General features: G+C 56.5%; 16 protein-coding genes and 1 other RNA gene. 10 read left to right on the top strand and 7 right to left on the bottom strand.

Translation table 11 applies throughout. From position 1 onward, the window contains the following. Positions 1-8 precede the first annotated feature (8 nt). From tdcB to garL, 6 genes are all read right to left on the bottom strand, one after another. Positions 9-998 (bottom strand): bifunctional threonine ammonia-lyase/L-serine ammonia-lyase TdcB, encoded by a 990-nt coding sequence (tdcB, locus tag HWQ14_RS08015; protein WP_148418359.1) that lies wholly within the window; start codon positions 996-998, stop codon positions 9-11. 96 nt (positions 999-1,094) lie between these two features. Next, the gene (gene tdcA / locus HWQ14_RS08010; protein ID WP_148418358.1) at positions 1,095-2,015 is read right to left on the bottom strand and encodes a transcriptional regulator TdcA; all 921 of its coding nucleotides are present in this window, start codon (positions 2,013-2,015) and stop codon (positions 1,095-1,097) included. Between the two features lie 667 nt (positions 2,016-2,682). Then, positions 2,683-3,059, bottom strand: an RNA gene (gene rnpB, locus HWQ14_RS08005) — RNase P RNA component class A. 32 nt (positions 3,060-3,091) lie between these two features. Further along, positions 3,092-4,237 (bottom strand): glycerate 2-kinase, encoded by a 1,146-nt coding sequence (garK, locus tag HWQ14_RS08000; RefSeq protein WP_176609407.1) that lies wholly within the window; start codon positions 4,235-4,237, stop codon positions 3,092-3,094. Between the two features lie 56 nt (positions 4,238-4,293). Then, positions 4,294-5,184 (bottom strand): 2-hydroxy-3-oxopropionate reductase, encoded by an 891-nt coding sequence (garR, locus tag HWQ14_RS07995; protein WP_148418356.1) that lies wholly within the window; start codon positions 5,182-5,184, stop codon positions 4,294-4,296. A gap of 21 nt (positions 5,185-5,205) precedes the next feature. Further along, positions 5,206-5,976 carry a 2-dehydro-3-deoxyglucarate aldolase gene (gene garL / locus HWQ14_RS07990; protein WP_148418355.1) on the bottom strand — a complete coding sequence of 257 codons (771 nt, stop codon included), beginning with the start codon at positions 5,974-5,976 and terminating at the stop codon, positions 5,206-5,208. A 364-nt stretch (positions 5,977-6,340) separates the two neighbouring features. On the opposite strand from garL, the gene garD reads away from it, so the two are divergent. Next, entirely contained in the window at positions 6,341-7,912 is a 1,572-nt protein-coding gene (gene garD / locus HWQ14_RS07985) for a galactarate dehydratase (RefSeq protein ID WP_176609406.1), read from the top strand. Positions 7,913-7,983: 71 nt separating this feature from the next. On the opposite strand, the gene HWQ14_RS07980 is transcribed toward garD, so the two are convergent. Continuing rightward, positions 7,984-8,793 (bottom strand): DeoR family transcriptional regulator, encoded by an 810-nt coding sequence (locus HWQ14_RS07980; protein WP_176609405.1) that lies wholly within the window; start codon positions 8,791-8,793, stop codon positions 7,984-7,986. Positions 8,794-9,032: 239 nt separating this feature from the next. Between HWQ14_RS07980 and kbaZ the strand changes: the two genes are divergently transcribed. From kbaZ to HWQ14_RS07935, 9 genes are all read left to right on the top strand, one after another. Then, positions 9,033-10,340, top strand: a complete 1,308-nt coding sequence (kbaZ, locus tag HWQ14_RS07975) for a tagatose-bisphosphate aldolase subunit KbaZ (RefSeq protein ID WP_176609404.1) — start codon at positions 9,033-9,035, stop codon at positions 10,338-10,340. 20 nt (positions 10,341-10,360) lie between these two features. Continuing rightward, entirely contained in the window at positions 10,361-10,834 is a 474-nt protein-coding gene (agaV, locus tag HWQ14_RS07970) for a PTS N-acetylgalactosamine transporter subunit IIB (RefSeq protein ID WP_148418351.1), read from the top strand. 10 nt (positions 10,835-10,844) lie between these two features. After that, positions 10,845-11,624, top strand: a complete 780-nt coding sequence (gene agaW, locus HWQ14_RS07965; RefSeq protein ID WP_176609403.1) for a PTS N-acetylgalactosamine transporter subunit IIC — start codon at positions 10,845-10,847, stop codon at positions 11,622-11,624. Next, a complete protein-coding gene (gene agaE, locus HWQ14_RS07960) occupies positions 11,614-12,492 on the top strand; it encodes a PTS N-acetylgalactosamine transporter subunit IID (protein WP_176609402.1) in 879 nt (292 codons plus the stop codon). The genes agaW and agaE overlap by 11 nt, the downstream gene beginning before the upstream one ends. A 16-nt stretch (positions 12,493-12,508) precedes the next feature. After that, on the top strand, positions 12,509-12,943 hold the full coding sequence (gene agaF / locus HWQ14_RS07955) for a PTS galactosamine/N-acetylgalactosamine transporter subunit IIA (protein ID WP_176609401.1): 435 nt from the start codon (positions 12,509-12,511) through the stop codon (positions 12,941-12,943). Continuing rightward, complete coding sequence (gene nagA / locus HWQ14_RS07950) at positions 12,940-14,073, top strand: N-acetylglucosamine-6-phosphate deacetylase (protein ID WP_176609400.1); 1,134 nt, start codon at positions 12,940-12,942, stop codon at positions 14,071-14,073. Before agaF ends, nagA begins: the two co-directional genes overlap by 4 nt. A 245-nt stretch (positions 14,074-14,318) precedes the next feature. After that, positions 14,319-15,467, top strand: coding sequence for an AgaS family sugar isomerase (locus HWQ14_RS07945; protein WP_176609399.1), 1,149 nt, complete (start codon positions 14,319-14,321; stop codon positions 15,465-15,467). A gap of 12 nt (positions 15,468-15,479) precedes the next feature. Then, entirely contained in the window at positions 15,480-16,352 is an 873-nt protein-coding gene (gene kbaY / locus HWQ14_RS07940) for a tagatose-bisphosphate aldolase subunit KbaY (protein WP_148418345.1), read from the top strand. Between the two features lie 20 nt (positions 16,353-16,372). Continuing rightward, positions 16,373-18,262 carry an enterotoxin gene (locus HWQ14_RS07935; protein WP_176609398.1) on the top strand — a complete coding sequence of 630 codons (1,890 nt, stop codon included), beginning with the start codon at positions 16,373-16,375 and terminating at the stop codon, positions 18,260-18,262. Positions 18,263-18,266: the final 4 nt, after the last annotated feature.

Here is an 18,266-nt window from a genome sequence, read left to right as displayed (position 1 = left end):
GTCATCCTTTATGCGTCAACGAAGCCGGTAATTTGGGAAACACGGGAGAGATCGATATTGCCGCCGGAGATAATGCAGACGGTTTTTCGGCCCTGAATATAGTGGTCAAGCTTGCCGCTTAATAACGCCGCGCAGGCCAGCGCGCCTGCGCCTTCCGTCACCACTTTATTTCGCTGAATAAGGGCAATCATGCTGTTGCGAATATCGTCTTCGCTGACCAGCACAATGTCGTCGACCAGCTCACGAACGATTTCGAAGGTTAATTTACCCGGGCGAGAAACGTCGCAGCCGTCGGCTAACGTGCCGGTGACGCGATGGTTTATAATTTCACCCGCCTGATACGATGCCGCCATCCCGTGAACGTTTTCGGACTGCACGCCGATAATATTGATGGTCGGGTTAATAGACTTAATGGCCGTTGCAATACCGGCAATTAATCCGCCGCCGCCGATGGGGACAATGACGTTATCCACGTCGTATAAATCTTCGAGAATTTCGAGGCCGATGGTGCCCTGGCCGGCAATGACTTTCGGATCGTCGTAAGGCGGGATAAATATACGGCCTTCCATCTCGACGATTTCGCTCACTTTGGCGATGGTGTCGTTGAAGTTCTCACCGTGCAGCACCACTTCCGCCGAGTAGTCGCGCGTGGCGGCGACTTTGGATTTCGGTGCCCCCATCGGCATCACTACTTTGCCGTCGATACCGAGCATGGCGCAGGAGAGCGACACGCCCTGCGCATGGTTTCCTGCGGAGCAGGCTACCACGCCTTTACGTTTTTCAGCGTCCGTTAACGAGCTTAACTTATTAAACGCCCCGCGTATTTTAAACGAACCGGTACGCTGCATATTTTCAAACTTCAGGAATATCTCGCCCTTACAGCGTTCGCTCAGGTAATTTGAGCGCGGCATACCGGTTTTATATATTTTTCCCGCCAGTCGTTTTCTGGCATCCTGAATATCGTCAATCGTCACCGGGAGATCGTAGGTAATGTGCATAATATCCTCGTTATAATAATTCATTGTTTTCAGGCAAAGTCAGGGTATCAGAGCGTTAAAAAGCGTCGCTCCGGGTGTTTTAAAACGTCATTATTTTTATCGTCGTCTTTCGATATTCATCGACGAATATTGTTTGGCCAGTTCAACCAGAACCGACGCCGATTTTTTAATACTGTAATTTTTCGACCACACGGCGGCATAACGCGCCACGGGTAATTCATCCTCAACCGGCAGAACGATAAACTGATCCGAACCGAATGGTGCAATCATGTCACGGGGGATCACCGTCAGATAATCGGCGTTAAGGACAAGGTTATAGATGGTGACGACGGAATCGGTCTGGACGATGTTTTCGATGCTGATGTGGTTGTCTTGCAGGGTATTCAGGAGTTCTTTGTAGTAGCCCATATCGGTTTGCGGCATCACCCACTGTTCATGCGTGAGCGATGCCAGCCTTGTCGGGCCGGTGCACGTTCGTGATTTACTCGCCACCAGCACAAACTCGGATTCAAACAGCGGCTCGACGTGAAGATCCTGAAGTAGCATGCCGTCGCTCAGCGTCCCAATGGCGAAATCCAGGCGGCCGTCGCGAATGGCGGGCAGGAACGACGAGAGCTGCGCTTCATACATCGAGACGCGCGCTTTCGGGAACACTTCCCTGAATTTCTTGATCATCTCGGACAGGAAGGTGAAGCCAATCAGCGACGGATAGCCAAAGGAGACGTCCATGACGGTGCTGAAGCTGAGGCTGTTGATTTCGCTCACCATGTTTTTCATTTCGCGGGTGATTGACTCAGCGTAGGACAGCAGCACCTGGCCTGCGGCAGTGAGCTTTACGCCAGTATTTTTGCGCACCATCACTTCCACCCCGAAGTAGGATTCGATATCGCTGATGATTTTGCTGACCGCGGGTTGCGTCAGGCCCAGTTGTCTTGCAGCAGAACCTATCGAGCCACTTTTAATGACTTCCTGAAATACTACGAGGTGCTGAGTTTTCGGTAGAATAATAGTATTCATAATATTCTGCGCTTATTTCCCTGTGACGCTGCGAATTCTACCCAATATTGTTTCAGGGGGTATGTGCTGTTACTCACAATTTGCCAGAACGCCTTTCTTTCTGACTCCTGAAAACGCATTTATCATCATATAAATCAATATCTTAACCTTATGAAAATACGCTATTCCGCTGATATCGATCAACAAAAACAGGCCGAATAAATTTATTTTATGGCAATAACCTTGAAGACGTTTTTCGCATTATAAATATTAATAAAGACTATCTTTCAGACAATTAAAGGTTAATAAAGCATCATTATTTCTTTAAAACATTTTTGTGGTTTATCAACTTCGGCAGGAATATTTAGTGTGTCCAGGATGAAAGAGAGGGGCATGTCACACATTCACCAGGAAAATGTTTTTGAATTCAATATCTGATTATCAAATGAGAAAAGACTATTTATCACACCGACAACAACCGCAACATGCCATCAACACTGAAATTTTCGAATTTTATAGCGTTAAATTTTGTGATTGAGATCGTCTGCGGAAGATGAATAAAAGAAGATGCCTGATTAATAGTGAAATGTGCTTAGCGTCGCAAAACCGGGAATTGATGTCGCCCAGCGCCTGCAAGGCCAGCAGGTGGCGGAAAGCAAAAACCCCGCCGAAGCGGGGTTTCTTAAGAAGTTGAAGCTGACCGATAAGCCGGGTTCTGTCGTGGACAGTCATTCATCTAGGCCAGCAATCGCTCACTGGCTCAAGCAGCCTACCCGGGTTCAGTACGGGCCGTACCATGTGAACCCCTATTTGGCCTTGCTCCGGGTGGAGTTTACCGTGCCACGGACTGTTACCAGCCGCGCGGTGCGCTCTTACCGCACCCTTTCACCCTTACCTGATCCCGCTTGCGCGGGCCATCGGCGGTTTGCTCTCTGTTGCACTGGTCGTGGGTTTCCCCCCCAGGCGTTACCTGGCACCCTGCCCTGTGGAGCCCGGACTTTCCTCCCCTCCGCCCGTCTCCCCCGAAAGGGACGACGACGAAGCGGCGACTGTCTGGTCAGCTTCGGCGCGCAGTATAGAGGGTTTGCGCCCCGCTGTCACCCCTGGCTGCGCATGCCCACCTGCAATGTCGCGGCGATATTGCGCGAGGCGCGATAAATGTTGTCATACGCGCCGCGAAACGCCTCATCCAGTGAGCCGATGCTGGTCAGCACGCTGAACACGGCGTCAATGCCGTGCTGGTGTACCACGCCCACGTCCTGCGTCAGGCTTCCGGCGATGCCAATCACCGGCTTGTGGTATTTTTTGGCAACGCTCGCCACGCCAACGGGCACTTTGCCGTTAACGCTCTGGCTGTCGATGCGCCCTTCGCCCGTCAACACCCAGGTGCAGTCGTGAATATGTTCCTCGAGGTTGAGCGCCTGGGTGACGATCTCAATCCCGCTTTTCAGCTCGGCCCCCAGAAAGGCCATCAGCGCCGCGCCCGTACCGCCCGCCGCCCCCGCGCCCGGCACCTGGTTGACGTCGATGCGCAGCGATTTCCCGATAACGTCGGCATAGTGGCTAAGGCTGGCGTCGAGTTCAAGGATCATCGCCTCCGTGGCCCCTTTTTGCGGGCCAAAGATACGCGACGCGCCGCTTTCGCCCACCAGCGGATTTGTCACGTCACAGGCAACGCGGATCGCGCATCCCTTTAGCCGCGGATCGAGCCCCGAAATATCAATGCTATTAAGCGCCATCAGGCTACCGCCGCCGTAGCCGATCTCCGTTCCATTGGCATCCGAAAACCGCGCGCCCAGCGCCTGCATCATGCCAGCGCCCCCGTCGTTGGTTGCGCTCCCGCCGATACCGATAATGATATTGCGCGCGCCTTTATCCAGCGCACGGAGGATCAGCTCCCCCGTGCCCCGCGTTGTGGTAACAAGGGGATTACGCTGCGCGGGAGGAACGAGCACCAGACCGCTGGCGGCGGCCATCTCGATAAAGGCGGTTGTGCCATCCCCGGAGATCCCCCAGCAGGCGTTAACCTTCTCACCCAACGGGCCGGTAACGACCGCCTGCTGCCGGGTACCCTGCGTGGCGGCGATCATCGCTTCAACCGTCCCCTCCCCGCCATCGGCAACAGGGACAGAAACGTAGTGGGCATCGGGGAAGATTTCCCGAAATCCTTTTTCTATCGCCTGCGCAACCTCGGTAGCAGACAGGCTTTCTTTATATGAGTCTGGCGCGATTACGATTTTCATAGTGGTATGCCTGGACCGTAGGCCCGGTAAGCGCAGCGCCACCGGGCAGGACGTCATTAGCGAGCAATTTCAACCTTCGCCAGTTTTTCGTAATAGCACGCTAACGCGCTGTGATCGGCGGTGCCCAGGCCATCCGCACGCAGCGCCTGCATCATCTCCATGACGGCAGCGGTCAGCGGCAGCTGCGCGCCCACGCCATGGGAGGTATCCAGCGCGTTCGCCAGATCTTTAATGTGCAGATCGATGCGAAAACCCGGCTTGAAGTTACGATCCATCACCATCGGCGCCTTGGCATCCAGCACGGTGCTGCCCGCCAGACCGCCGCGAATAGCCTGATAGACCAGGTCCGGATTAACGCCCGCTTTGGTTGCCAGCGTCAGCGCCTCCGACATGGCCGCAATGTTCAGCGCCACGATCACCTGGTTTGCCAGCTTGGTGACGTTACCCGCACCAATTTCGCCGGTATGCACCACGGAGCCGGCCATCGCCTTCATCAGGTCGTAGTATTTGTCGAACACGGCCTTATCGCCGCCCACCATCACCGACAGCGTGCCGTCGATGGCTTTTGGCTCGCCGCCGCTGACCGGCGCATCCAGCATGTCCACGCCCTTCGCCTTCAGCGCCTCGCTGATTTCACGGCTCGCCAGCGGTGCGATAGAGCTCATGTCGATCACCACCAGGCCCGGCTTCGCGCCGTCGATGATGCCGTTCTCGCCCAGCGCGACCTCTTTTACGTGCGGGGAGTTAGGCAGCATGGTGATGATGACATCACACTGTTCGGCAATCGCTTTTGCGGTTGACGCCGCTTCCGCGCCAGCCGCAATTACCTCTGCCACCGCGTCTGAATTACGATCTAAAACCACCAGCGAGTAACCTGCTTTAATAAGGTTTTTGCTCATTGGTTTGCCCATGATACCCAGGCCAATAAAACCTACTTTCAGCGTCATAATCTGTTTCCTCAATGATGGTTATTTTTTAAAAGCGTCCGCTAATCTCTGCGTCGCCGCGCGGAATACGCCAAGGTCACTGCCCACGGCAACGAACGTTGCGCCCCACTCCAGGTAGCGGCGGGCATCGGCTTCGACCGGCGCCAGAATGCCGCACGGTTTACCGTGCGCTTTCGCGCGGGCAAAGATATGCTGGATTGCGCGCTGCACGTCCGGGTGGCCGGCATTGCCCAGGTGGCCAAAGGCGGCAGCCAGATCGCTCGGGCCGACGAAAATACCGTCCACGCCTTCGGTTGCGGCAATGGCGTCGACGTTATCGACTCCCTGCTGGCTCTCAATCTGAACCAGAATGGTGATGTTCTTGTTGGACCGGGCGAAATAGTCCGGCACGGTGCCAAACATGTTGGCGCGGTGCGAGACGGAGACGCCGCGGATCCCTTCCGGCGGATAGCGGGTAGCAGCCACGGCCAGCGCCGCTTCTTCTTGCGTTTCAACAAACGGGATCAGGAAGTTGTAGAAACCGATATCCAGCAGACGCTTGAGGATTACCGGATCGTTAGTCGGCACGCGCACTACCGGCGCGCTGTGGCTGCCTTTCAGCGCCATCAGCTGCGGAATAAACGTGCTGATATCGTTTGGCGCATGTTCGCCGTCCAGCACCAGCCAGTCGAACCCGGCCAGGCCCAGCACTTCGGTGCTGATGGGGTTTGCCAGCGCGGACCAGCAGCCAATCTGGATCTGGTGCGCCGCGAGGGCCGCTTTAAACTTATTCGGGAAGATATCGTTATTCATTTCTTATACCTTTTTAATTCCGCAGCTTTAGCCAGTATCTTTTTATTTATTCCGACGCAGCGTCAGCGTTATATTTATTTTTCTGACTGAATTCCGGCGTTATAAAATCGTCATTCAGTATAATCGTCACCTCACGCCAGCACATTGTTTTAATGCTCAATTATCAGGCATTGCATGAACACTATTTTGAGCATTTGCACAATGCAGTGGGCGCTGATGCACAGAATCAAGGATTAGTGATTCGGGAGCGATCGCGATCACATTCTCACTTTTCCTCTCCTGACATTCTTTATTTCTCAGATAAGAAACTATTAACCATCTGGCTATATTTAGAATCAGATATTTTGCTGGAGAACCGTGAACAATGGCCGATATTGAAATTCGACAGGCATCGCCGACGGCGTTCTATATTAAAGTGCACGACACCGATAACGTGGCGATTATCGTCAACGACAATGGCTTAACAGCAGGAACCCGGTTCCCGGATGGGCTGGAGCTGATTGAGCACATTCCGCAAGGGCATAAGGTGGCACTGGTCGATATCCCGGCGCACGGCGAAATCGTGCGTTACGGCGAAGTCATCGGCTATGCGGTGCGCCCTATCCCGCAGGGCAGCTGGATTGATGAGTCGCTGGTTGAGCTGCCCACGGCCCCGCCGCTGGAGACGCTGCCGCTGGCGACCCGGGTACCCGAGCCGCTGCCTCCGCTGGAGGGATATACCTTCGAAGGCTACCGCAACGCGGACGGGAGCGTGGGAACCAAAAACCTGCTCGGCATCACCACCAGCGTGCACTGCGTGGCGGGCGTGGTGGATTACGTGGTGAAAATCATCGAGCGCGATCTGCTGCCGAAATACCCCAACGTGGACGGCGTGGTGGGCCTGAACCACCTGTACGGCTGCGGCGTGGCGATCAACGCGCCGGCGGCGGTCGTACCGATCAGAACCATCCACAATATCGCCCTCAACCCGAACTTTGGCGGCGAGGTAATGGTGATTGGCCTCGGTTGCGAAAAATTACAGCCAGAACGCCTGCTGCAGGGTACTGAGGATGTGAAAGCCATTCCGGTTGACGATGCCAGCATCGTTCGTCTGCAGGACGAGCATCACGTTGGTTTTCGTTCAATGGTCGACGATATTCTTCAGGTGGCAGAGCGCCATCTGGACAAGCTGAACAGACGCCAGCGTGAAACCTGCCCGGCCTCTGAGCTGGTGGTGGGAACACAGTGCGGCGGCAGCGATGCGTTTTCCGGGGTCACCGCCAACCCGGCGGTGGGTTACGCGTCGGATTTGTTCGTGCGCTGCGGCGCCACGGTGATGTTCTCCGAGGTGACCGAAGTGCGCGATGCTATCCACCTGCTCACGCCGCGCGCGGTCAACGAGGAGGTGGGCAAACGCCTGCTGGAGGAGATGGCCTGGTACGATAACTATCTCGATATGGGCAAAACCGACCGCAGCGCCAACCCGTCACCGGGCAACAAGAAGGGCGGCCTGGCAAACGTGGTGGAAAAAGCCCTCGGTTCAATCGCCAAATCCGGCCAGAGCGCGATTGTAGAAGTGCTCTCTCCGGGCCAGCGGCCAACCAGGCGCGGCCTGATCTACGCGGCAACGCCCGCCAGCGATTTCGTTTGCGGCACCCAGCAGGTGGCATCCGGCATTACGGTACAGGTCTTTACCACCGGGCGCGGCACGCCGTACGGCCTGATGGCGGTACCGGTGATCAAAATGGCAACCCGCACCGAGCTGGCAAACCGCTGGTATGACTTAATGGATATCAACGCGGGCACTATCGCCACCGGGGAAGAGAGCATTGAGGACGTGGGCTGGAAGCTGTTCCACTTCATTCTGGATGTCGCCAGCGGCCGGAAGAAAACCTTCTCGGACCAGTGGGGGCTGCATAATCAGCTGGCGGTGTTTAACCCGGCGCCGGTGACGTGATGCACCTACCCAACCGCACCGAACGGTTCCCTCTCCCCTGTGGGGAGAGGGTTAAGGTGAGGGGATGAACGTTACCCCTTCACCAGCACCACATCGATCCCGCTTTTGCGCAACCCGTCCAGGCTCTCCGCCGGAATGCCTTCGTCAACGATAATCATATCAATCCGCTGCGTATCAATGATTTTATGCAGGCTTGAGCGGTTAAACTTGCTGGAGTCGGTCACAACAACAATACGTTCTGCAACTTCACACATCCGGCGGTTGAGGCGGGCTTCGTCCTCGTTATGCGTACTCACGCCGCGATCGAGATCGATGGCGTCAACGCCGAGGAACAGCAGGTCAAAGTGATAATTCTGTAACGACTGCTCCGCCTGGTCGCCATAGAAGGACTGTGACTGGCGGCGCAGGTGCCCGCCGGTCATCAGGAGTTCTACCCCTTCCGCTTCCAGCAACGCATTCGCGACGTTCATTCCATTGGTCATGGCAATCACATCCGTGTGCTGGCGCAGCATGCGGGCAATTTCAAACGTCGTGGTGCCGGAATCCAGAATTATGCGGTGTCCGGGCTTCACCAGCGCGGCGGCGGCCTGCGCAATGCTGCGCTTCACCGCCGTATTAAGCGAGCTTTTGTCTTCCACTGAAGGCTCAGCACCCGGTGCATTGCCCTCGCAGATTAGCGCGCCACCGTAAGCGCGCACGGCAATGCCCTGCTTTTCAAGGAAGGCCAGATCGTTGCGGATCGTAACCGTTGATACGCCATATAACTGAGAAAGATCGTTAACCTGTACGCTTCCCTGCGCCCGGAGCCGCTGAATGATCTGCTCTCGCCTTTCACTGGTGCCGGTGACGCGCTTTTCTGCGGATGGATCGGTGCTGCTCATGCGAGCTCCTTAGTAAAATCACTTTCGTTTTATTTCGTTTTACCTATTAACGCCTTTCTTTTGGGGGAATGCAAGCCCTGAAAGCCTGCCATTCACTCGCTTACGCTGCGCTGAAACCTTTCATTATGTTTCTTTTGTGAAACAGATCGGAAAACTATTATCTTTCGTTTTATTTTTAAATCACCATGATGCAGGATTAAATGAAACAAAACGAAAGATAAGCATCATTACCATCCGACATGGAGAGGAAAGTGAAATATCTGACAGAAATGGTGGAGCAACATAAACAAGGTAAGATGAACGGAATTTATGCCGTCTGTTCCGCACACCCGCTGGTACTTGAAGCCGCAATTCGTTACGCCAATACGCAACAGACGCCTCTGCTGATTGAGGCCACCTCTAACCAGGTCGATCAGTTTGGCGGCTACACCGGCATGACGCCCGCCGACTTTCACGGGTACGTCTGCAAGCTGGCAAATTCCCTCGGATTCCCGGCGTCAGGGCTTATCCTCGGCGGCGATCACTTAGGGCCAAACCGCTGGCAACACCTGCCCGCGCAGGAAGCGATGGCCAGGGCCGACGATCTCATTAAATGCTATGTCGCGGCCGGATTCAAAAAGATCCACCTCGACTGTAGCATGTCCTGCGAGGACGATCCGGTTCCTCTGACCGACGCGATCGTCGCCGAACGCGCCGCACGTCTGGCAAAAATTGCCGAAACAACCTGCCTGAAACAGTATGGTGAATCCGATCTGGTCTACGTTATCGGCACGGAGGTTCCGGTTCCGGGTGGCGCGCACGACACGCTCACCGAGCTTGAGGTGACCACGCCAGACGCGGCGCGCGCAACGCTTGAAGCGCATCGCCACGCGTTCGAAAAGGAAGGATTAAGCGACATCTGGCCGCGCATTATTGGCCTGGTGGTTCAGCCCGGCGTGGAGTTTGACCACGCGCACGTCTGTGACTACCAGCCGCAAAAAGCCATCGCCCTGAGCGAAATGGTAGAAGCTTACGATACGCTGGTTTTTGAAGCTCACTCCACCGACTACCAGACGCCACAGGCGCTTCGCCAGCTGGTAAACGATCACTTCGCCATCTTAAAAGTCGGCCCGGCCGTCACCTTCGCCCTGCGCGAGGCACTCTTTGCGCTGGCAGCCATCGAGGAGGAACTGCTGCCAGCGAAAGCCAGCTCGGGACTGCGTCACGTGCTGGAAAACGTGATGCTCGATCGGCCGGAATACTGGCAAAGCCACTACCATGGCGACCGCAACGCGCGTCGCCTGGCGCGCGGCTACAGCTACTCTGACCGCGTTCGCTATTACTGGCCGGACAGCCAGATTGACGATGCCTTTGAACGTATGGTGCGCAATCTGGCAGACGAACCCATCCCGCTGCCGCTGATCAGCCAGTACCTGCCGGTGCAGTACAGCAAAGTTCGCGAGGGCGCTCTCAAGCCGACACCGCGAGAACTCATCATCAACCACATTCAGGACATACTCCAGCAATACGACGCCGCCTGCGAAGGCGTAACGACTCAACATGCATAATTAAAAAGAGGAAAAAGGCTATGCCAAATATTGTCTTATGCCGCATTGATGAACGCCTGATCCACGGCCAGGTGGGCGTGCAATGGGTGGGGTTCGCGGGGGCGAACCTGGTGCTGGTCGCGAATGACGAGGTGGCAGAAGATCCGGTTCAACAGAACCTGATGGAAATGGTGCTCGCGGAGGGGATCGCCGTGCGTTTCTGGTCGTTACAAAAGGTGATCGACAACATTCACCGCGCCGCCGACCGCCAGAAAATTCTGCTGGTCTGTAAATCTCCCGCCGATTTTCTGAAGCTGGTTGAAGGCGGCGTGCCCATCACCCGTATCAACGTAGGAAACATGCACTACGCCAGCGGCAAACAGCAAATTGCCAAAACGGTATCCGTAGACGCTGACGACATCGCCGCGTTTAACGGCCTGAAATCGGCCGGGGTGGAATGCTTCGTTCAGGGCGTTCCGACAGAGGCTGCTTTGGATCTCTTTAAACTGCTCTGAGGGTTTCAAAATGGAAATCAGTCTGTTGCAGGCATTCGCGCTGGGACTTCTCGCCTTCATCGCGGGTCTGGATATGTTTAACGGGTTAACGCACATGCACCACCCGGTCGTTCTCGGTCCGCTGGTTGGCCTGATTCTCGGCGATCTGCATACCGGGATTTTGACCGGCGGGACGTTAGAACTGGTCTGGATGGGTCTGGCACCGCTCGCGGGCGCACAGCCGCCAAACGTGATTATCGGCACCATTGTCGGAACCACGTTTGCCATCACCACGGGCGTCAAGCCGGATGTCGCCGTCGGGGTCGCCGTGCCGTTTGCTGTCGCGGTACAGATGGGGATTACCTTCCTGTTCTCCGTGATGTCCGGCGTGATGTCCCGCTGCGACCGCATGGCGGCCAATGCTGATACCAGCGGTATAGAAAGGGTTAACTATCTGGCCATGCTGGCGCTCGGCATCTTCTACTTCTTGTGCGCATTTCTGCCCATCTATTTCGGTGCGGAACACGCGAAAACGGCTATTGATGTTCTGCCGGCGCGTCTGATTGACGGCCTCGGCGTCGCGGGCGGCATCATGCCAGCTATCGGCTTCGCCGTGCTGCTGAAGATCATGATGAAAAACGTCTACATCCCTTACTTCATTATCGGCTTTGTCGCGGCGGCCTGGCTCAAGCTTCCGGTACTCGCGATTGCGGCCGCCGCGCTGGCAATGGCGCTGATCGACCTGATGCGTAAATCACCTGAACCGACGGCTCCAGCGGCCCAGAAAGAGGAATTCGAAGATGGCATCTAATCAAACCTCGTTACCGGGCGTGTCTGAAGCTGAAGAGACCCTGCTGACCGGCGTCAACGAGAACGTCTACGAAGACCAGAGCATCGGTGCCGAGCTGACGAAAAAGGATATTAACCGCGTCGCCTGGCGTTCGATGCTGCTACAGGCCTCGTTCAACTATGAACGTATGCAGGCCTCCGGCTGGCTGTACGGGTTGCTGCCCGCGCTGAAAAAGATCCACACCAACAAGCGGGACCTTGCACGAGCAATGAAAGGCCATATGGGCTTCTTTAATACTCACCCGTTCCTGGTGACCTTTGTTATCGGCATCATTCTGGCGATGGAGCGCTCAAAACAGGATGTGAACAGCATCCAGAGCACCAAAATTGCCGTCGGTGCGCCGCTTGGTGGGATTGGTGACGCCATGTTCTGGCTTACCCTCCTGCCTATCTGCGGCGGTATTGGCGCCAGCCTGGCGCTGCAGGGATCGATTCTGGGGGCCGTGGTCTTTTTCGTGCTGTTTAACGTGGTGCACCTCGGCCTGCGTTTTGGTCTGGCGCACTACGCCTACCGGATGGGCGTTGCGGCCATTCCGCTGATCAAGGCCAACACCAGAAAGGTCGGTCATGCGGCCTCCATCGTCGGGATGACGGTGATCGGCGCGCTGGCGGCAACCTATGTCCGTCTCAATACCACGCTTGAAATCAAAGCCGGCGATGCGGTCGTTAAGCTACAGGCCGACGTCATCGATAAGCTGATGCCCGCGTTTCTGCCGCTGGTCTATACCCTGACCATGTTCTGGCTGGTGCGTCGTGGCTGGAGCCCGCTGCGGCTGATTGGTATCACCGTGGTGCTGGGCGTTGTCGGTAAATTCTGTCACTTCCTGTAAATGCAAAGAGGTTGCGATGTTAGGCATTATTTTGACGGGTCACGGTGGGTTTGCCAGCGGGCTTGAGCAGGCAATGAAGCAGATCCTCGGCGAGCAGCCGCAGTTTATCGCCATCGATTTTCCTGAAACGTCCACCACGGCGCGGCTGACCGCTCAGCTTGAGCAGGCGGTGAGCGACCTCGACGCACAGCAGGATATTGTGTTTCTCACCGATCTGCTGGGCGGCACGCCGTTTCGCGTCGCGTCTACGCTCGCCATGAAAAGACCGGGCAGCGAGGTGATTACCGGCACCAACCTGCAACTGCTGCTGGAGATGGTGCTCGAACGTGAAGGTCTGAGCAGCGAAGCGTTTCGTCTGCAGGCGCTGGAGTGTGGCCACCGCGGCCTGACGAGCCTGGTGGACGAGCTTGGCCGCTGTCGTGAGGAATCGCCCGCAGAGGAAGGGATATGAGCCAGCTGCTGCGCGCGCGTCGGGTGCTCACCGAACAGGGCTGGCTGGATGACCACCAGCTTCGTATCGAGAACGGCGTTATCGCGGCGATTGAGCCTGTCCCTGCGGGCGTTGTCGCCCGTGATGCCGGGCTACTTTGCCCGGCGTTCATCGATACTCACGTTCATGGCGGCATGGGTGTGGATGTGATGGATGAGGCCCCCGATACGCTGGACGTTTTAGCCATTCATAAGGCACGTGAAGGGGTGGGGGCATTTTTGCCCACTACCGTCACCGCGCCGCTGGAGGCGATTGACGGGGCACTCACGCGGATCGCCCAACGCTGTCGGTCGGGCGGCCCTGGGGCGCAGATCCTTGGCAGCTATCTGGAGGGCCCGTACTTTACCCCGCAGAACAAAGGGGCCCATCCGCCAGCGCTGTTTCGGGAACTGGATCTCGCCGAGCTGGACGCGTTAATTACGCTCTCGCAAAACACGCTGAGGGTGGTGGCGCTGGCGCCGGAAAAACCCGGTGCGCTACGAGCCATTCGCCACCTGAAGCAGCGAGGTATACGTGTGATGCTGGGCCACAGTGCCGCCACGTACGAGCAAACCCTTGCCGCCTTTGACGCCGGCGCGGACGGGCTGGTGCACTGCTATAACGGCATGACGGGGCTGCATCACCGGGGGCCGGGAATGGTCGGCGCGGGGCTTACGGACAAACGGGCGTGGCTTGAGCTCATTGCCGACGGCCACCACGTCCATCCGGGAGCCATACGTTTATGCTGCTGCTGCGCCAGGGACCGCGTGGTGCTGATTACCGATGCCATGCAGGCGGCAGGCATGCCGGACGGGCGGTATACGCTATGTGGCGAAGAGGTCACGATGCACCACGGCGTGGTAAAAACCGCCTCCGGCGGGCTGGCAGGAAGCACGCTGTCGCTGGATGCCGCCGTCAGGAATATGGTAGAGCACGCAGGCGTGACGGCCGAAGAGGCTATTCATATGGCCTCGCTGCACCCTGCCCGCCTGCTGGGGATCGATCGTCAACTCGGATCCTTAGCAGCGGGTAAACGCGCCAATATTATTGCGCTGGATGGCGGCCTGCACCTTCAGCAGATTTGGATTCAGGGCCAGGCTCTCCCCCTTTAGCCCTTTCATTGCGTCACCTTGTGGCTTTACGGCCTCAACCGTAAGGCCTTTCTTTTCCTTTCCTTAAATCTGCCCTTTCCTTTCACGATCACACTTTTCGTTTTATTTCTTTTCTTTCATTGAACTTTCGATTTCTTTTCTATAGATTTTATTTAACTGTTTAAGTGAACAAGTGAAACGAAACGAAAGATAGCGACACGTTTGCCAGCGTCTGATGTGGAATTCACACGACTAAGGACTGAGTTATGCCACAAATCACTCCCGCCGCCACAACCGGCACCTGGACCGAAGAAGAGATCCGCCAGCAGCCTGCCAGCTGGATCCGCTCGCTCACCAATATCGATAATCTGCGCTCCTCGATTGACGGTTTCCTGACGCCGCTGCTGCGCAAGCCCAATCTGCGGATCGTGCTGACCGGCGCGGGCACCTCCGCGTTTATAGGCGATATCATTGCGCCATGGCTTGCGAGCCACACCGGGAAAAACGTTTCCGCCATACCGACAACCGATCTGGTCACGAACCCGATGGATTACTTCAGCCCGGCACATCCGCTGCTGCTGGTTTCGTTTGCCCGTTCCGGTAACAGCCCGGAGAGCGTGGCGGCGGTAGAGTTGGCCAATCAGTTCGTGCCGGAGTGCTATCACCTGTCTATCACCTGTAACGAGGCGGGCAGCCTGTATCAGAATGCCGTTAATAGCGATAACGCTTATGCCCTTCTGATGCCTGCCGAAACGCACGATCGCGGCTTCGCGATGACCAGCAGTATTACCACCATGATGGCGAGCTGCCTGGCGGTATTCGCGCCAGACGCGATCGGCAGCCGCAGCTTCCGCGACGTGGCCGATCGCTGTCAGGCGATCCTCACCTCTCTCGGCGATTTTCGTCAGGGCGTATTTGGTAACGAACCGTGGAAAAGGATCGTCTACCTGGGAAGCGGCGGCCTGCAGGGCGCGGCGCGTGAAGCGGCGCTGAAGGTGCTGGAACTGACGGCGGGCAAGCTGGCGGCATTCTATGATTCCCCAACGGGCTTCCGTCACGGGCCCAAATCGCTGGTGGATAACGAAACGCTGGTGGTGGTGTTTGTCTCCAGCCATCCGTATACCCGTCAGTACGATCTCGATCTGCTGGCCGAACTGCGCCGCGATCGTCAGGCTCTTCGCGTTGTCGCCGTCGCCGCCGAAAACGATCCGGTGATTGAAGCGGGTCCGCACATCCTGCTGCCGCCTTCCCGCCCGTTTATTGATATGGAACAGGCGTTCTGCTTCCTGATGTACGCCCAGGTCTTTGCGCTTTCCCAGTCCCTCAGCGTGGGAAATACGCCCGATACGCCATCTGCCAGCGGAACGGTTAACCGCGTAGTGCAGGGCGTTGTTATTCATCCGTGGCAGGCTTAAGAGGATCGCACCATGAGCATTATTTCAACGAAGTATCTCCTCCAGGACGCGCAGGCAAAAGGCTACGCCGTGCCGGCGTTCAACATCCACAACGCGGAGACGATCCAGGCGATCCTCGAAGTCTGTAGCGAAATGCGATCGCCGGTGATCCTCGCGGGCACGCCGGGCACGTTTAAGCACATTGCCCTGGAAGAGATCTACGCCCTGTGCAGCGCGTACTCGTTAACCTACGACATGCCGCTGGCGCTGCATCTCGATCACCACGAGTCCCTCGACGATATTCGTCGTAAGGTCAACGCAGGCGTGCGCAGCGCGATGATCGACGGCAGCCACTATCCGTTTGAACAAAACGTGAAGCTGGTGAAGTCGGTGGTTGATTTTTGCCACCTTAACGACTGTAGCGTCGAGGCCGAGCTGGGCCGACTGGGCGGCGTGGAAGATGACATGAGCGTCGACGCCGAAAGCGCGTTTCTCACCGACCCGCAGGAAGCGAAACGCTTTGTCGAACTGACCGGCGTCGATAGCCTCGCCGTCGCCATCGGCACCGCGCACGGCCTGTATACAAGGCGTCCCAAAATCGACTTCCAGCGGCTGGCCGAGATCCGCGAAGTGGTCACCGTGCCGCTGGTGCTGCACGGCGCGAGCGACGTGCCGGATGAAGATGTTCGTCGCACCATTGAGCTGGGTGTGTGCAAAGTCAACGTGGCTACCGAGCTGAAAATCGCCTTTTCTGACGCGGTTAAAGCCTGGTTTGCCCAAAACCCGCAGGGTAACGATCCGCGCTTCTATATGCGGGTCGGTATGGACGCCATGAAAGAGGTGGTCAGAAGCAAAATTACCGTTTGCGGTTCGGCTAACCGCCTGCTGCTTCCGGCAGAAGCCTGATCAAAAAGGAGCTTACGCTGATGAAAAAAATCCTCACACTCTCCATGCTTGCCCTGTGCGTTTCCCATAGCGCGGCGGCAGCGAACTACACGCTCAATAACGACAATATTGCCCTGTCGTTTGATGATGCAAACTCGACGGTAGTGGTTAAAGACACCAGAACTCAACGTCCGCTCCAGCCGCAGGAGCTGTTTTTTCTGACGCTGCCGGACGAGAGTAAGATCCACACGGCGGATTTTAAAATCAGGCATGTCGAAAAGCAGGACAGCGGGATAGTTATCGATTTCACCCATCCGCAATTCAACGTGACGGTGAAGCTGAAACTGGTGAAGGGCAAATACGCCAGCATCGACTACACCATCGCCGCCGTTGGGCAGCCGCGGGATGTAGCGAAAATTACCTTCTTCCCGACCAAAAAGCAGTCTCAGGCACCTTATGTAGACGGGGCAATTAATAGCTCGCCGATCGTCGCAGACTCGTTCTTTATCCTGCCGAATAAACCCATTGTTAACACCTACGCCTATGAGGCGACGACCAACCTCAGCGTGGAGCTGAAAACCCCTGTTCAGCCAGACGCCCCGGTCAGCTACACCACGTACTTTGGCACCTTCCCGGAGACCAGCCAGCTGCGCCGCAGCGTAAACCAGTTTATTAATGCCGTCCGTCCGCGTCCGTATAAGCCTTATTTACACTACAACAGCTGGATGGATATTGGCTTCTTTACCCCCTACTCCGAGCAGGATGTGCTGGGGCGCATGGACGAATGGAATAAGGAATTTATTACCGGGCGCGGCGTGGCGCTGGATGCTTTCCTGCTGGATGATGGCTGGGATGATTTGACCGGTCGCTGGCTGTTTGGCCCGGCTTTCAGCAACGGTTTTGGCAAGGTACGGGAGAAAGCGGACAGCCTGCATAGCTCCGTCGGCCTGTGGCTCTCGCCGTGGGGCGGATATAACAAACCGCGCGACACGCGCGTCTCGCATGCAAAAGAGTACGGTTTCGAAACGGTAGACGGGAAGCTGGCGCTGTCGGGCCCGAACTACTTTAAAAACTTTAATGAGCAGATCGTTAAGCTTATCAAAAACGAGCACATAACCTCGTTCAAGCTCGACGGGATGGGCAATGCCAATTCGCATATTAAGGGCAGCCCGTTCGCCTCGGATTTTGACGCCTCTATCGCTCTGCTGCATAACATGCGCAGCGCCAATCCGAATCTGTTTATTAACCTGACGACAGGTACCAACGCCAGCCCCTCCTGGCTGTTCTACGCCGATTCCATCTGGCGTCAGGGAGATGATATCAACCTGTACGGCCCCGGCACGCCGGTTCAGCAGTGGATGACCTACCGCGATGCGGAAACGTATCGCTCCATCGTGCGTAAAGGTCCGCTTTTCCCGCAGAACTCCCTGATGTATCACGGGATCGTCAGCGCGGAGAACGCGTATTACGGCCTGGAGAAGGTGCAAACGGACAGCGACTTTGCCGACCAGGTATGGAGCTATTTCGCCACCGGCACCCAGTTGCAGGAGCTGTACATCACTCCATCAATGCTCAACAAGGCGAAGTGGGATGTCCTGGCGCAGGCCGCGAAGTGGTCCCGGGATAACGCCAGCGTGCTGGTCGATACCCACTGGATCGGCGGAGATCCAACGGCGCTTGAGGTTTACGGCTGGGCGTCGTGGAGCAAGGACAAAGCGATTATCGGCTTGCGTAACCCGTCGGATAAGCCGCAAAGCTACTATCTGGATCTTGCCAGAGACTTTGAGGTCCCGATGGACGGCACGACGCACTTCGGTTTAAAAGCGGTGTACGGCAGTAACGATAGCGTACCGGAACAGTATAAAAACGCGGTGGTGATTACCCTGAAGCCGCTGGAAACGCTGGTTTTTGAAGCGACGCCTGTAAAGTAACAGG

Source organism: Enterobacter cloacae (assembly GCF_013375935.1).
Lineage (GTDB): Bacteria > Pseudomonadota > Gammaproteobacteria > Enterobacterales > Enterobacteriaceae > Enterobacter > Enterobacter pasteurii.
This window is presented reverse-complemented; position numbering and strand designations above follow the sequence as displayed.

Excerpts from the sequence above, each read along its gene's own strand:
- HWQ14_RS07935 (WP_176609398.1), top strand. The coding sequence starts at position 16,373 with ATGAAAAAAATCCTCACACTCTCCATGCTTGCCCTGTGCGTTTCCCAT.
- nagA (WP_176609400.1), top strand. The coding sequence starts at position 12,940 with ATGAGCCAGCTGCTGCGCGCGCGTCGGGTGCTCACCGAACAGGGCTGG.
- garK (WP_176609407.1), bottom strand. The coding sequence starts at position 4,237 with ATGAAAATCGTAATCGCGCCAGACTCATATAAAGAAAGCCTGTCTGCT.
- garL (WP_148418355.1), bottom strand. The coding sequence starts at position 5,976 with ATGAATAACGATATCTTCCCGAATAAGTTTAAAGCGGCCCTCGCGGCG.
- kbaY (WP_148418345.1), top strand. The coding sequence starts at position 15,480 with ATGAGCATTATTTCAACGAAGTATCTCCTCCAGGACGCGCAGGCAAAA.
- HWQ14_RS07945 (WP_176609399.1), top strand. The coding sequence starts at position 14,319 with ATGCCACAAATCACTCCCGCCGCCACAACCGGCACCTGGACCGAAGAA.
- kbaZ (WP_176609404.1), top strand. The coding sequence starts at position 9,033 with ATGGAGAGGAAAGTGAAATATCTGACAGAAATGGTGGAGCAACATAAA.
- garD (WP_176609406.1), top strand. The coding sequence starts at position 6,341 with ATGGCCGATATTGAAATTCGACAGGCATCGCCGACGGCGTTCTATATT.
- agaE (WP_176609402.1), top strand. The coding sequence starts at position 11,614 with ATGGCATCTAATCAAACCTCGTTACCGGGCGTGTCTGAAGCTGAAGAG.
- agaF (WP_176609401.1), top strand. The coding sequence starts at position 12,509 with ATGTTAGGCATTATTTTGACGGGTCACGGTGGGTTTGCCAGCGGGCTT.
- tdcB (WP_148418359.1), bottom strand. The coding sequence starts at position 998 with ATGCACATTACCTACGATCTCCCGGTGACGATTGACGATATTCAGGAT.
- tdcA (WP_148418358.1), bottom strand. The coding sequence starts at position 2,015 with ATGAATACTATTATTCTACCGAAAACTCAGCACCTCGTAGTATTTCAG.
- HWQ14_RS07980 (WP_176609405.1), bottom strand. The coding sequence starts at position 8,793 with ATGAGCAGCACCGATCCATCCGCAGAAAAGCGCGTCACCGGCACCAGT.
- agaW (WP_176609403.1), top strand. The coding sequence starts at position 10,845 with ATGGAAATCAGTCTGTTGCAGGCATTCGCGCTGGGACTTCTCGCCTTC.
- garR (WP_148418356.1), bottom strand. The coding sequence starts at position 5,184 with ATGACGCTGAAAGTAGGTTTTATTGGCCTGGGTATCATGGGCAAACCA.
- agaV (WP_148418351.1), top strand. The coding sequence starts at position 10,361 with ATGCCAAATATTGTCTTATGCCGCATTGATGAACGCCTGATCCACGGC.